The sequence below is a fragment of the Galliscardovia ingluviei genome (assembly GCF_014635685.1).
In the GTDB taxonomy this organism is placed as follows: domain Bacteria; phylum Actinomycetota; class Actinomycetes; order Actinomycetales; family Bifidobacteriaceae; genus Galliscardovia; species Galliscardovia ingluviei.
In genome coordinates this window covers 178359-194592 of the sequence record NZ_BMDH01000002.1, presented here as the reverse complement: position 1 = coordinate 194592, position 16234 = coordinate 178359, and the positions used below count along the sequence as shown (strand labels likewise).

Genomic DNA, 16234 nt, shown 5'->3' with positions numbered 1-16234 from the left:
TTTGTCTTCGATACACGAATTAGGTGAGATTGAAGAAAGGTAAACAAATGGCAATAGTCGCCATGCTGAGCATTTGGGTTCTTTGCGGACTCATAATTGCACTCGGTGATATTTTCATCTCGCGCACAAGAGGTGCTTTGCATATTCTCGGTATCATCATCTCTGATATATTGCTTGTGAATTTTGCTGCATTATTTGTGCTGCGCTTTGTATTTTCAAGAGACTATATCGTCGATCCAGGTGCATATATTACTCCTTATTGGTGGAAGTACGTCATACTAGCTATCCTTATTGGATTACTATTTCTAACCATTAAGGCAGCAATGGTTGGTTTTATCCGCTTGGAACCTGACCATGCTCATCTTTCCCCATGGCGTATTGTAGTTATGGTAGTTGCAGTGATTGCAGCGGCTATTGGCGCATTTGCAGGAATCGGATCATGGTGGTTCCAAGACTTTTATGGAGTAATGACACCTGAGCAATTTCTATTTAATTTTGCTTCTCCTGTAGGCGGCGCTAATGAAGACTCTATGCGTGATTTGTATTCACGTCCAGTGTTTCTTCTTTTCCTCGTAATATTTATCCTAACCTATCTACTTGTTGTACCAGCTAAATTAGGTTTTGGTTTTGAGAAGAAAGTGTGGATTACGCGCAAAATCCGCCAGATGATTGTTATTCCACTATCATTCGCTATATGTATTGGTGGCTGTTTATATGCATATAAGCATTTGCACGCAAAAGAGATAGCACAATCATATATGGTAAAAAGTGAGTATGTGCAAGATAATTATGTTGATCCTACGAGTGTGAAACTTACTTTTCCTAAGCATAAGCGCAATTTGGTGCATATTTATTTTGAATCGGCGGAGACATCATATTTAGATAAGCAAAATGGTGGGTATATGGATGAAAATCTAATGCCCAATTTAATGGAACTTGCCAATACCGGAGTTCATTTCTCTCATACTGATAAGCCTTTTGGTGGTCCTCATCAAATTTATGGTACGAGTTGGAGTGTGGCTGGTATGACCAATATGAATTTTGGTATTCCTTTGAAAGCTCCTGGTACTCAAAATAGTTACGGGCTTGACGGCAGGTTCTTGCCTGGGGCTACTGGTTATACCGATATTCTTGCCAAAGAGGGCTACAACCAAACTATTATGTTTGGAGCCGATGCGCATTTCGGTGGTCTTGACGCTTTTTACCAGAATCATGGCGTACAAACTATTTTTGATGTGAAATATGCGCGTGAGCATGGTTTGATTCCACAGGATTATAATGTGTGGTGGGGCTTTGAAGATAATAAGTTGTATGACTATGCTAAGCAGGAAATGACTCGTCTTGCTAGTGAGGGTAAGCCTTTTAACTTGATGATGGAAAATGCTGATACACATTTCCCTGATGGTTTTGTGGAACCGGAAACCCAAGACAAGTTTGGTAAGCAGTATGCTAACGTGATTTTTAACTCGCAAAAGCAAATTGTCGACCTTATTCAATGGATTCAAGCTCAGCCATTTGGTCCGGATACTACGATTGTGGTGACTGGCGATCATCTTTCCATGGATGTGAATTTCTTCAAGGATTGGGATCCGAAGTATGAGCGTACTACATTTAATGCGTTTATTAATGCTGATTTTCCTGAGCGACATTTTAAGTTGAGAGATCGTCAGTATGCTTCTTGGGATTATTTCCCAACTATTTTGTCATCTCTGGGTGTGAAAATCCAAGGTAATCGATTGGCTTTGGGCACGAATTTAGCATCCAATAAACAAACACTTATTGAACGCGATGGTAAAGATACTGTAGATAAAGAAACTTCATTGTATAGTCAATTCTACGTTGATAAGTTGTTGAATAATAAGCAAAGTTAGTAATAAAGCTAGGTTGAATTATGAGCTATTGCCTTTGTGCTTGGTAATATTCGTGGGTGTTAGCAAGCACAAAGGCTTTTTTAATTCTTTTATCGAAGGAGAGATATTTCAGCAATTAAATTGGTCTATTAGACAGAAGTCGAGTTCAAGCCGTTGCAGTAAGATTGTTTAACTGTGAAGAATGTAGTAAAGCGTTTGCAAAGTAGATACCGCTACGCAATGGTGGTGTTTCGTGAGCTGGTAAAGACAGATTTCCAGCTACGTTACCAAGGATCATTCCTTGGAATGCTCTGGTCAGTAGTCAAACCACTGATGCTGTTTGCTGTGATGTATGTAGTCTTTGTACGCTTCTTGAAGTTCACGGATGGCACGCCAACATTCCCAATTTCATTGCTTTGTGGCACCTGCTTGTGGAATTTCTTCTCAGAATCCACCAGCATGGGTATGCGAGCAATTGTAGATCGAGGGGATTTGCTTCGTAAGATTCATTTCCCGAACTACATTATTGTGGCCTCTACAACTATGGGGTCGATGATTTCGCTGAGCATTAATTTGCTTGTAGTTATTGCTTTCGGCTTCTTTGCTCATGCACATTACACTTGGCGCATACTGTTAGTGCCTTTTAATATTCTCCAACTGTATATTATTGCTCTTGGATTTGCGCTTCTTCTTGGCACGCTGTATGTGTATTTCCGCGATGTTGCACATATTTGGGAAGTAGTGTTGCAAGCGCTGTTCTATGCGACACCTATTATTTACCCAATTTCCATGATTACCAAGAACCCTGAATTTGCTTGGGCTGCAAAGATCATCATGCTAAACCCTAGCACTCAAGTAATTATGGATGTTCGTCATAATTTGCTGTCTCCGGAGTATGTACCAACGGTTTGGACGATGATTCATAATCCATTGATTAATGTACTCCCATATCTCGCTTCGATTATTTTACTTTGGATTGGTGTCGCAGTATTTAGGAAGAATAGCGCAAAGTTTGCGGAGGTACTCTAATGGTAGCGAACGAAATGACGCAAGCAGAGGCTGAACGTCCAGTAGTACTTAAAATTGACCATGTAGCAAAGTCATTCAGGCTTCCTACGGAGCAAGCCACAGGTCTTAAAATGGCATTCCTGAATTGGACTAAAGGCATTAAAGGGTATACTGAGCAAAAAGTGCTCAAAGATATCAACTTTGAAGTACATCAAGGTGATTTTTTTGGAATCGTAGGTAGAAATGGTTCTGGAAAATCCACACTTCTAAAAATTATTTCGCAGATTTACGTTCCTGAAAAAGGAAGCGTGATGGTGAATGGCAAACTGGTGCCATTTATCGAGCTTGGTGTTGGGTTCAATCCTGAACTTACTGGTAGAGAAAATGTCTATCTCAACGGTGCGCTGCTTGGTTTCTCACGTGATGAGATTGATGCCATGTATGATGACATTGTAGAATTTGCCGAGCTAGAAGAGTTCATGGATCAAAAACTCAAGAACTATTCCTCTGGCATGCAGGTAAGGTTAGCATTCTCAGTAGCAATTAAAGCACAGGGAGATATTCTTGTACTTGATGAAGTGCTTGCAGTGGGCGATGAAGCATTCCAACGTAAGTGCGATAACTTCTTTGCTGAGATAAAGAAGGACCCTACCAAGACAGTGATTTTGGTTACGCATTCTATGGATGCGGTAAAGCGCTATTGCAATAAAGCTATCTTAATTAAAGATGGTGAGATTATCGCAAGCGGTGATAAAAACGATGTCGCCGATCGTTATACACTCGAGAATTTAAAGCGAGAGAACTCAAAAGATAGTGCCGACCAAAATACTGAGAAGCTTGACGTCTATCCAGAAGGATTAAATAAAGAAGTCCCAATTTTAAGGATAAATCCTGTATCTCCAACAGTAGCTCAATCTTCATCAGACTTTATATTTGAAATTGAATATATGTATGGGCATAATGATGGGTATATTGCAATTTCATTGAATGATATTAAACGTGGAGGTATTCCATACGATTCTGGCCCTGACACATTTAAGGTACCTCAAGGACACCATATTGTTCGATTCTCCATGCCACTGCATCTTTTTAATGATGGTGAATATAAAGTTTTCTGCACGCTAAGACGGTTGACATTGTCCGATAGTGAGAAAACTGAGATGATTGCATTCACAAACAATAGTAATTCACTTATTTTTGCAATCAGAGATTCAAAAAATACCAACAACTATGCACTGATAAACGATAGATCCATGAGCGTTTCCTTAGTAGAAACCATGCAAGTATAACGAAAAGGTTACATTATGGCTGAGCTTTCGATTATTATTCCTGTATATAACAAGCGTGATTTTTTGCCTGCATGTGTTCAGTCTATTCAGGATCAAGATTTTGATGATTTTGAAATAGTTATTGTTGATGACGGCAGTAGTGACAACTCATTAAACGTAGCTTATGAGATGGCTAATCGAGACTCTCGAATCAAAGTTATTGCATTAGAGCAAAACTGTGGCACGCTTATCGCAAGGAAGAGAGGAATTGAGTCTTCAACTGGGAAGTACGTCACATTCATTGATCCCGATGACGAGTTCACACAAGGCGTACTAAGCAAGCTGATGAATGAGGTGCATCTGTCAGATGTAGATATACTTCATTTCGGTATTAAAGTGGTAGCAGACACACTGGAAGAAAAAACAGTAGCTGGAATGGAATCATTTATGAATCCTATCCCGCGCACTCTGTGCTCACCAGAAATACTTCGAATTGCGTTTGGACAAAATGGTTTTGATTGGAATTTAGCACACAAAATCTTTAGAGGATCATTAATTCGTGGAATTACAGAATATATTGACGAACAATATTTAGTTCGTTCAGAAGATTTGTATACCTTCTTCGTCATAGCATATTTTGCAAAATCATATAAAGCTCTGGCTAACTCGCAGTATTACATCTATCATTTAGATCGAGGTGTATCGAGTATAGATAGCCTTTCGGCAAAAGACTACGAGTATATCTGTCAGCAAGATAGTATGGCAGATAGCTTGTGCATGGATTTTATTAATAAAACAGATAACGATGCTGTAGAACTAACTGAAGTGTACCATGCGATTCATAAGAAACTTGTTCAGCACTCTCTTAATGAATGGAATGATTGTGTTGATCTTTCATTAAAGAAAGAAGCAATAGCATACGCACAGGAGCACTTTACGGATAGTGACATTTACTGGGAGTTGTATCGTTACCTTAGAGATGCTACATATAAGACATTTCACGAGTTAACATCAGGAAAACAGTTACATGACATTGATGACAATCTACAATTAATTGATTTGTATAAAGAATTAATAAAACAAATTGATATTTCAAAAGTTGTGTACGTTGATCGTCAATCAGTTGAAAATAGAAGTTTGGCAATACAACATAGTAAAGATTTAGAGAGAGCTATGATTCAAAGAGAGAAAATTAGTGCATATTCCAACCAACCTATCCGCATTTTTGTAACCACGCATAAAGAAGTGGATATTCCTGATGGCAGTATTCTTCAGCCTGTACAAGTTGGATCTAAGACGCAGCGCCTTTCTTGGGCGTTGCAAGATGATGCTGGAGAAAACATTGCCGATAAGAACCCTATGTACTGTGAGCTGACTACTCAATACTGGGCTTGGAAGAATGTTGATGCAGACTACTATGGATTCTGCCATTATCGCCGTTACTTTAATTTCTCCTCGACAGACTACAAGGAGAATGCGTACGGTGAGATCATGGATGACTATATTGATGCGAAAGCTATCGCTAAGTATGGTCTTGATGATGAAACTATACGTAACTCCATCGAGGGGTATGACGTTATCACAACGAGATTTGGTGATTTACGAAAAATTATCGAGGGACATGGCACACCGAAAGAAGTATGGGAAGCTGCGCCAAAGCTCATTGACGAAGACTTGCATCGTATGTATGACATTGTGTGCGAGCTGCAACCAGCATACAAGCAGGATGCCATTGCTTTCTTAAACGGGCACCAGTCATGCTTCTGCAATATGTTCATCATGCGCAAGGAAATCTTCCAAGACTACTGCGAATGGCTCTTCCCACTGCTGGAAGAATTTGAGCGCAGAACTGACATGTCACGGTACAGCAAGGAAGCGCTGCGCACTCCTGGACATTTAGCTGAACGACTACTCAATATTTATTTACTTCATCATAAGCGTATTGGCGCAGGATGGAAGACCAAAGAGCTTCAGTGCGTGCATTTCACGTCGCCAGCGCCACAAGAGCAGATAGAAGAGCTTTTGACTGTTGATAACCCTGCTTCTATTGTTCCTGTAGTGTTTGCAGCGGACGATAATTACGTACCTCAACTTGCTACTACAATGTACTCGGCAATGGCTAATGCTGATTCCTCACGCTTCTATGATGTCGTAGTGCTTCAGAGCAATATCACTTGGGCTAAGCAGCAGCGGTTGAAAGAATTTTTCAAAAAGCAGTTTGACAATATGGAACTTCGTTTCATTAATGTTGATCGTCTGGTCTCTGGCGTAGAGCTATCGACCAATAACGAGCATATTAGCGTGGAAACCTACTATCGATTCCTCATCCAAGAAGTGTTGCCTTTCTACGACAAGGTGCTGTATCTTGATTCAGACATCGTCATTAACGGCAATATTGCTGAGCTTTTTGATACTCAGCTTGGCGATAACCTGCTTGCAGCGGTTCGAGATATTGACTTCCTTGGCAATCTCAATATGAAAGATGGCAACCGCCTAGAGTACAATCGCGAAGTGCTGGGCATGAAGAATCCTTATGAGTACTTCCAAGCAGGCGTGTTGGTACTTAATACCAAGGCAATGCGAGAACAGTATTCCATTACGCAATGGCTTGAGTTTGCATCTAACCCTGATTACATTTACAACGATCAAGATGTACTCAACGTCTGCTGTGAAGGCAGGGTAGAGTATCTTGATTGGAATTGGAACGTGATGCACGACTGTGCTAATCGAGTAGCAAACGTGTTCTCGTATGCGCCAAATAGTGCTTTTGATGCGTACCAAGCATCACGTCAAAATCCTCTAATCATCCATTATGCTGGATTTGAGAAGCCATGGAAGAACCCAGATTGCGATTTTGCAAGCTATTACTGGCGTTATGCTCGCCAAACGCCATTCTATGAGCGGTTACTCAAGAAAATTGAGCATGAGAACTTCCGTCCAGCAAGCAAGCGACAGATCCTACATGAGAATGCTATCGGGGAGCAGAACCCTCTACGTAAGGTTATCGATCCAATTGCGCCACTTGGTTCTCCTCAGCGAGAAGCCGCAAAAGCGATAGTGCGCAAGTTACGCGGTCGCAAGTAATATGATGGTTTTTATGTTGTAGGTTTATCTGTATCAACCCTGTCATGCTGTTACATGAGTAGTAAAAGGGAATGAGTGGTTATTATGACGAGCGTGAAACGAATATTCCAACTTGATGTGATACGTAGTTTTGCGATTATTTGTGTGGTGTTTAATCATGCTACGGAATATTCGACACACTATAACTCAAGTTATCTAAATAACATGCCGCTGTTACACCGATTAATTGAGATTTCTTTTTTCACTTTTGGAAGATTGGGAGTACCACTGTTTCTTATGCTGACAGGGTATCTATTATTAGATAGAGATTTTTCAGGAGATAATGGTAAAGGAGTCTTGCAGTTTTACCGTAAAAATCTGTTACCATTAATCATCGCATGGCAGTTTTGGATTCTCTTATATGAAGTTTTTGACTGTATCTTTTATCAACATACTTTCTCCGTGTTTGGCTATTTAGCTAGAGCGTTATTGATTGCTCCAGTTAATATGGCACAGGCATGGTATATACCAATGATTATAGGAATATATGTTTTATTGCCTTTTGTGTCAATTGGTATCCATAGTGTTAGTAATAAGGCATTGTCAATTATTACAACCGCAGCTTATTGCTACGTATTTATAGTCCCTACCATCCAATATCTAGACGAAAATATTTTCTCTTTTAATACTGAAATTATTTCACAAGTTAGTTTTCCATTCAGCGGTGGTATATATGGTATTTATGTCGTGTTGGGATTTCTAGCTAAGAGCTTGTCTTTGAAGTTAAGTACTTATTCGAGTAGAAGAGAAGCAGTAATTACTATCTTACTAGTTATCTTTGCAGTTTCGGCTTTTATCGGTACTGTATTATATCAGAATTTTCTATTTAGTCGAGGTGTGGAAGGACCAATCTGGTACTCATTCTTCACTTTGCCGCTAGTTGCTGTATGCATCTTCTTAGTTTTGTATCGAGTAGTAAAGTTGGGAGTATTTAGTTCATTAGTAACAAACTTATCCAGATATTCTTTTGGAATATTCCTTATGCACATGTTGATAATCCTTCCCTTAGAGAAGCACTTTCCTAGCACATTTAACAGATTATGGACACCGGTGTTATTTAGTGCAATAACGATAGTTGTATGCTATTTCGTTTGCGCAATACTTGCAAGATCACAAAAACTCAGATGGTTGATCTTGGCAAAATGACGTATTTGAGAAAAGTGGGTGATATGAGAGTCATATCACCCACAAAATCTAGAATTGTATAAGTTGCTACACGGTGTTTACTTAAGGATGGTTTGTGAAGATGCCATTCCATGGATAGCGTCTAAGTAGCGGCTAGATTTTCACTGATTCAGCTATAAGCAATTCGAACATATGTTTGATTATTGGCGGTAAAATACAATTCAATGTAAATCGCTCAACTAAGAAAGTACTCGATGTCAAGGAAGAGTAACTCAATGAAGAGACAACAGAAGGCGCTCGGTCCCACAAATGATACTGAGGCACGAGATATTTTGCGCCGATTTGTGATAAGAGCACGTCGTGTTGAGGCTCATTCATTAGTCCAGAATCAATCTGTTTTGAAATACATGAATCCTTCATTTACCCTTCGTCACAAAGAGGGATATTCTCCTCAGATGAGGTATATAATGCCTGAACAAGAGATCTTTGAATCACTTGCTGCTCGTACGAGACCATGCATTCTCGAATCAGAACCTGTTTATCTTGATAAAGTATTTCGTTCAATAGAAATGTTGCTTGGTGATCGTCAGTTGGATGAGGATGAAAATCAATGCTTACAATCTTGCCAAGAAACATTTCATAACTTGCGAGATAAAAATCATGGGAAGTCATATACAATTCAAAGATTCGATAAAGAGAATGTTCCAGAATCTGAACCTTTATCAGATTTATTAATAGGTGAAGCTTGGTTGTATTCAGATTTAGTTCATGCCGATCCTAAAGGAAACAAGGCTAAAGCTCTAAGTCTTTCTTATAGGGATCGATATTTTGCTGGTACAGCATTCTTCAGTACATTAGCTGTTCTTATCGTCAACCTTTTGAAGATGATTACTGTTCTTGATAAGCAATTCAAGTTGAATATAGATAAGTCTGCATGGGAAGAACAAGTTGTAGCCACGGAAGAAGATCTAGTGACTTCGCTGAGAATAATGGTCGCTCCTGTTGGTACAATAATTCCTGCAGATTTTGATCTGAGTGCGATTCCGGGGGCTGTAGATGTTTCTAGTATTACAGAAATGGGTAGGTTAATACATCCGGAGCGAAGTCTTGATGTTGTTTTTCTTCACGGTGATGAAGTTGTACACAAGGCTCATGCAGTTTTTTCTCTAAAAGACAGTTGGATATCTATTCTGATTGCTGATGCGTTAATAATTGAATTTAACCTTGCAGAAGTGGATCAAACAACAAATAACCAACTTGCGACGACAAGTATCAATTATCGATTTACTGCTGAAACTGCGGCACGTAATTCTTTACTGCCTATTATTCAGAAAAGTGAGCGTATTTCCTTTGAAATTCCCAATGGGAAGACAAACATACTCCAATGTGACTTTAAGTTGAAGGAGGTAAATGACGGACAGAATACAGATAAAACCATTGCTAGGACCAGTTAACTAGCTGTACTATGAAGTGAATTATTGGAGTAATCGTAGTTTATTATTATATAATTTTCATTATTGCTTAAAATAATAGAGTATCACTCAAATCCCGCTGTTGGGATAGTATTAGCATCAATAATGGGTATTTATCGGGATAGCATGTAGCACATTGCCCGATATGCGCATGAAGGTATGCATCATGTGTGTATGACAGCGCGTACAGCTTGCGAAATATATATGTATAGTGTGCGAAGGAGATTGTATGGCAGAAAAAGTAGTAGCAGCGGGTGAACCACTCACTGATGATCAGCTTCCTGATTTAGTAATTGTTGGCGCTGGTCTGTTTGGACTTACCGTTGCGCAGCAGGCTGTTGAAAAAACCGGCGCTCGCGTTGTAATGCTTGACGTGCGTGACCATATTGGTGGCAATGCGTACAGCTATTTCGATAAGGAAACTGGCGCAGAAATTCACAAGTATGGTGCTCACCTGTTCCACACTTCCAGCGAAGTGGTGTGGAAGTATGTCAACCGTTTCACTACATTCACGAACTATGTGCATCGCGTGTATACCACGCATAACGGGGAAGTGTTCCCTCTGCCAATCAACTTGGGCACAGTCAATCAGTTCTTCCGCGCATCGTATACTCCAGCTGAGGCAAAGGCTTTAATTGATGAGCAGGCAGGTGAGCTTGCTGGTAAAGATCCTCAGAATTTGAATGATAAAGGCATTAGCTTAATCGGTCGCCCTCTGTATGAAGCATTTATCAAGAATTACACGGCGAAGCAGTGGCAAACTGATCCAACTGAGCTTCCTGCTTCTATTATTTCTAGACTTCCAGTGCGCTTCAACTACGATTCACGCTATTTCAAGGATACTTGGGAAGGGTTGCCAACTGATGGCTATACTGCTTGGTTTGAGCGTATGATTGATGACCCTCGTATCGAAGTTAAGCTGGGTGTGGATTTCTTTGACGAGTCTCAGCCTTGGAATAAGAGCGCACTGGTAGGTCGCGTGCCAGTAGTGTATACCGGTCCGATTGACCGCTATTTTAACTATTCTCACGGTGAATTGAAGTGGCGCACCGTTGATTTTGTAGAGCGTCGCTACGATGAAGGCGATCATTTTGGCTGCCCTGTGATGAACTTTGCGGATAGCGATGTGCCTTACACTCGAGCTATTGAGTTTAAGAATTTTAATCCAGAACGTCGCGCACAGCAGAATCCTGATAAGACCGTGGTATGGGAAGAGTATAGTCGCTTCGCCAGCCGTGAGGATGAGCCATACTACCCAATCAACACGGAATCTGACAAATCACTTTATGAAACGTATAGTGAGCTTGCTGACCAAGAGCCGAATGTGGTATTTGGTGGTCGTTTGGGTACGTACAAGTATTACGACATGCATCAGGTGATTGCTACTGCTCTTGCATCTTTTGAGCGCACGATTGAACCAATGCTTGCAGGCAAGGAGTAGTGGAGTAGATTCACAAGAACTTCAAGTGCTGTATATAGCCTCATATGAGTGCCTCCATCGAACTGGAGAATTAGATGCTGCTCGTGTGAGGCTTTTGCATTTTTGTATTTTGTAGTAGCTATTCCGCGGGTTGTGCCAATATAGGAGTATGAATATCGAGAAGTTGGCAATCTGCGTAGTGACTTTTAAACGCCAAGAACTATTGAAAGTGCTCTTTGCATCATTTGAGCAGCTTACCCAAGCACCATGGCGCATTATCATCGTAGACAATGAGCACAGCGAACAAACCCAAACTATGGTTGAGGCTTTAGGTAAGAAACTTGACGAGCAGTGGGGCGAAACTGAGCCTGACGCGCAAGGCAATACTTCTCGAGTAATCTATGCTCCTCAAACTGATAATCTTGGCGGTGCAGGTGGCTTTAGTGCTGGAGTCAAGCGTGCTTATGAACTTGGTGCGCAATGGTTCTGGGTTATGGACGACGATGTTGCAGTCCTGCCTGAAAGCATAGACCGACTAGCTCCTTGGACCAAGAAGTACGAGGTGATTCAAGGCTCACGCTTCGACTATGATGGCGGCCCATTCTACTGGCAGTACCAATTCCTTGTCCCGCTCGGCATTCCAAACCCTATTGCTCCAGCAGCATTTGACGCTCGTGGCTATCGTCCAATGAATACGTTATGCTTTGAAGGCGGGCTGTTCAAGCGCAATATTGTAGACCAGATTGGCTTCCCAGACCCACGATTCTTTATCTACTGGGATGACACCATGTATGGCTACCGTGCTTCAAAAGTTACTAAGCCAATTGTGATTCAAGATCGTATTCTTCGCCGTACTCGTGAAATCGGTAATTGGGATATTGCAGGACTTCGCCAGCTGAACTCTACGTCAGATATGAACCGCTATCATATTATGCGCAATCGTGGGTATATGGCGCAGTATTTCAAACTATATGGTGACTACAATCCAGTAATTTTTGCCCTCGGCACTGCTGCCACAGCAGCAAAAGAAGTCATTCGCTTAGTAGCTGTAGATCGCAAAAATTTGCGCACTGGCATCAAGCAAATATATCGCGGTTGGAAAGATTCTCATGCACTTATGCACGATCCTAACTGGAAGCCCATGCCAGCGCTAGGCTAAAAGTAAGCAGAGAAAGCAAGTAAGCACAATAGCTTATTCTTTGGGTAGAACTTTGTCTGAAAAGTAGATTGATTCTGGGTGGATTCATGGGTAAACGCATAACACTACAACGCGTAAGTTGCTTGGTGCTTGGGTTGCTCCTTGGTCTTATTGCTGCTCTCAGTGAAGCAGTAGCAGTAGATAATGCAATTCAGTTCAACATGCGTTTGCCATTCCACATTTTGTTCTATGCAGCACTCGGCATTGCTTTTATTCACTTTGGTAGGAAGGCTGTGCTGCATGTGGTTAGCGGTACTGCTAGGGGTCGCGGTGATGTGGATAGCGACATAGATGATGCTGCAGCTACTGCGGATGGCGCACATACCACGACTTCGCATCTACGAGGATGCTTTTCGCGTATTCAACGTGCTATCCGAGCAATGCTATGCAACACCACTCGCAAGGGGTTCATTACATCATGGGCTGTGCTTTGGCTAGCATGGGTGCCGTACATCATTTTGCTGTATCCGGGAATTATTTGGTTCGATACACTAACGCAACTCTTGCAAATGCACGGACTGCCTAATGTAATTTCTTCAGGTCAAATCACAGATCATCATCCAGTATTTGATTCGCTTATTTTCAATGCTTTCGTTCAATTGGGCAATGTTATGCATTCAGGGAATTTTGGAGTGTTTCTCTATACCTTGGTTCAGTCACTTGTCACCACTTGTGCAGTAACATGTATGCTTAAGACTTGGTACAATGCTGGAGCTTCACTAAGCCTCTTAACATGGCTCTATGTAATTATCGCGCTTGTTCCTTTTATACCAATTTTCTCTATTGGTATGGTAAAAGATTCACTATTTATACCTGTTTTTCTTCTATTTTTTACGCACTGTTCACTGATTATATGTAAGAAAATTAAGCTTTCAAAGTGGCTTGTTTACGCTGTAATCTTTGAATCAATACTCATGGTGCTTACGAAAAAAACCGGTATTTATATTATTGCACTCACAGCAGTAATTGCTCTTCTTGCAATTCATGGTAAGCAGATCAAGGCTCTTATGGCTGGGATTCTAGCAAGTGCTGTGCTTGTGCAAGTGGTACTTGTTGCACTTATTTTCCCAGCATTTCATATTGCACCCGGTGGGAAGCAAGAGATGCTCGTGGTGCCATTTATGCAAGCAGCTCGTGTTGTTACCACTGTTTCAAATGTTGATCCTGATTTCAAAAAAGCGGTTACCGATCTTTTAGGTGACGATGTGGCATCTCGTTATGTGCAATTTAATGGAGACTATATTAAAGGCAATTCTTGGAATAGCGAAAAACAAGCACATTTACAAGCATTTATGCAACAGTGGACTCGGGGCATAACACTCTATCCAAAAGCATATCTGGAAGCTTGGCTTGGGATGGAATCATCGTGGTTCACGTTGCCGCATACGCAACTTCCTCAAGAATGGAAGAATGCGTATCTAATGCAGGTGTATGCTGAGGGAACAACTTTTGATGCATCTTCTCAGCAGTTTGAAGAGTTTGCAAGAGCAGCTGATTTAGGATTATCTAATAATGACAAGCGCTTTGCTCGTCTGTTGCAAGACATTATATTGTGGATCAACGGCACGGCACTCGGTTCTACACTGTTTTCACGCGCTTTGTGGACTACATGGATTACGGTATTATTATTCAGCTTCGTGTTTGTCAGCTGGGGAAACAAGCGACAGCGCCTGACCTATGGCGTAGCAATTATACCGTTTATAGTGTCATATCTCTTCTTATGGGTTACCTCAAATTCAGGTAGTATTGAAGCCATGCGTTATGCAATGTCTGTAGTATTTGGCATTCCTGTAGTGCTTTGTTTACTTTCTGTGTTGGTACAGGAGCGAGAAACTGTTAAGAGAGCTTGCGAATAAGTTCTATCAGACAGGCATGCGTAGATTTCAATTTAGGGGATTACTATGATAGGACGTTTGCAAAGCAGCAAGATTGCATATTGCTTATGCTGCTTGCTCGGCGTTGGTGCTGCATTCACAATAGTTGTGCTGTGGTTTCCGCACACTGCAGCTATGTGGACGTATCCGATCCAGCAAATTGATGCCCCAGCGCACTACTATTTTGTGCGAAAAATCCTAGATGAGGGATTGCCTGCTGCAGCTAGGCTTTGGCCCAATGACGAGTACTATCCGCCGTTTTTTCACGTACTGGTTGCCGGTCTAGTCAAACTTGCTTCACTATGCGGTATCAAGCTGAGCATTATTGGAGCATTTAATACCGTTTGGATTGCAATTTCAGGCATTATCTGGCCATTTGGTTGCCAATTGCTTGCCTCATATTGGACGAGGAAGCAATTCGTTGATTCGAATCTATTTGCCTGCATCATGGCTATCTGCATCCCAGTTTTTGCAATAAGCTCACCAAGCCACCCCTACTGGATGCTTAATGCTGGGCCGCTTATTGCTTTTGGTATGGCAACTTCAATACTTCCGCTTTGGCTGTATGTATCGCTGAGACTTCTTGACAATCTTCGCTCAATGCGGTTTATTATTGCTAATCTTGTCATGATGGCTGTGTGCCTATTTGCGCATCCACGCATTGCATTTACTTGGTTGCTGTTTATTGTCCCATTTATTGTGGTGAAATTATCACTGAAATATATACTGGGTATGCTCGGTGTATGTGCTGCCGGAGCAGTAGCATTATTTGCCTATATGACGACACATTATCAGTCTAGTAGATACTTTAATCCAAGTAGCTGGTTTCATACTTTTGTCCCTACGCGCACACTACCAGCAAGTATTGGCGTGCTAGTAACGGATAATATTGCGGGGCCTGCGGGAATACTTGTGGCAATGGTAGCTATCGGTGCTGTAGGTATTGTCATCATTGCACCATGGTATTTACGCCATGCAACGAAAAGCGTGAACAACTCTGTTAGGCGAGAGAGTGTAGCAATTGGTATTCTCGTTATTGCTGTATCAACTGTGTATGTATGCTCTGCAGCAGTTACTGGATGGTTTGCCAATATTGTTACTGCAGTATGGTATCGCGGAGAAACTAGACCTATTACTATGCTGCCTCTACTCTTTATCATACTGTTTTCCTATACGTTAAGTGTGCTCTGGTATGGTGCAACAATAGAACGCTTGGCTTGGCGTCAGGTAGTTTGTGGCATAGCGGTATTTATGATCTGTAGCATATGCCTTGTAGGTCAAGTGGCGAATCCGCTACGCACGGATCTGCGCAATACGCTTATAGACAATACGTCATTGCATAACGACAATCCACACGAACAAATGACTACACAGAAATATCGAGTACTTGCTGATGTAGCACAGCGTGTTGATACTGATGATGTTGTAATTGCGGATCCGCTCAATGGGTCTATGTATGGTACTGCTGCTTTTGGAACTGATATGTTGTACCCAATTTATAACCCTAAGGCAGAGAAAAATGGTGCAATTTTTGGGCAAGTGGAGCGTGCATTCGCCTCAGGTGATCCGCAGCAAGTAGAGCAGACCGTATGTCCAATTAGCCAGCAAGGCGAAGAGTATTTCCTCGACATGGGTCAACAGGCGCCGAGTTTACAAATGTTCACTTTTAAAGAGCAATACGACCCATTCCATGACGAGCAAATAATCAACTCATATGTCGATAAGGGAGTACTCCAACCTGTGCAGGACTACTCTCATTTAGCGCCCCGTGGAGAGCAGTGGAAGTTGTATAGGTTTAGTTGTAGATAGTGTGTATACGATGCGTATAAGTGCATATATGCTGTGTGGATGTGTCTAAGGATCAAGGATGCAGCACACCCACACGAGCTATATACA

General features: G+C 41.4%; 10 protein-coding genes. All 10 read left to right on the top strand.

The features are described 5' to 3' along the window. Positions 1–47: 47 nt before the first annotated feature. Positions 48–1871, top strand: coding sequence for an LTA synthase family protein (locus tag IEU85_RS04990; protein ID WP_188355146.1), 1824 nt, complete (start codon positions 48–50; stop codon positions 1869–1871). 219 nt (positions 1872–2090) lie between these two features. Then, positions 2091–2879 carry an ABC transporter permease gene (locus IEU85_RS04985; protein WP_371866651.1) on the top strand — a complete coding sequence of 263 codons (789 nt, stop codon included), beginning with the start codon at positions 2091–2093 and terminating at the stop codon, positions 2877–2879. Beyond that, the gene (locus IEU85_RS04980) at positions 2879–4147 is read left to right on the top strand and encodes an ABC transporter ATP-binding protein (RefSeq protein ID WP_188355144.1); all 1269 of its coding nucleotides are present in this window, start codon (positions 2879–2881) and stop codon (positions 4145–4147) included. Before IEU85_RS04985 ends, IEU85_RS04980 begins: the two co-directional genes overlap by 1 nt. A 15-nt stretch (positions 4148–4162) precedes the next feature. Beyond that, positions 4163–7210: a DUF4422 domain-containing protein gene (locus IEU85_RS04975; protein WP_188355143.1), complete on the top strand. Its 3048-nt coding sequence runs from the start codon at positions 4163–4165 to the stop codon at positions 7208–7210. An 84-nt stretch (positions 7211–7294) separates the two neighbouring features. Further along, complete coding sequence (locus IEU85_RS04970) at positions 7295–8395, top strand: acyltransferase (protein ID WP_188355142.1); 1101 nt, start codon at positions 7295–7297, stop codon at positions 8393–8395. Between the two features lie 254 nt (positions 8396–8649). Continuing rightward, the gene (locus IEU85_RS04965; RefSeq protein ID WP_188355141.1) at positions 8650–9828 is read left to right on the top strand and encodes a hypothetical protein; all 1179 of its coding nucleotides are present in this window, start codon (positions 8650–8652) and stop codon (positions 9826–9828) included. A gap of 247 nt (positions 9829–10075) precedes the next feature. Next, a complete protein-coding gene (glf, locus tag IEU85_RS04960) occupies positions 10076–11287 on the top strand; it encodes a UDP-galactopyranose mutase (RefSeq protein ID WP_188355140.1) in 1212 nt (403 codons plus the stop codon). A 148-nt stretch (positions 11288–11435) separates the two neighbouring features. Beyond that, entirely contained in the window at positions 11436–12425 is a 990-nt protein-coding gene (locus tag IEU85_RS04955; RefSeq protein ID WP_188355139.1) for a glycosyltransferase, read from the top strand. Positions 12426–12511: 86 nt separating this feature from the next. Further along, a complete protein-coding gene (locus IEU85_RS04950; protein WP_188355138.1) occupies positions 12512–14320 on the top strand; it encodes a DUF6020 family protein in 1809 nt (602 codons plus the stop codon). A gap of 45 nt (positions 14321–14365) precedes the next feature. After that, positions 14366–16147 (top strand): DUF6541 family protein, encoded by a 1782-nt coding sequence (locus IEU85_RS04945; protein ID WP_188355137.1) that lies wholly within the window; start codon positions 14366–14368, stop codon positions 16145–16147. Positions 16148–16234 lie beyond the last annotated feature (87 nt).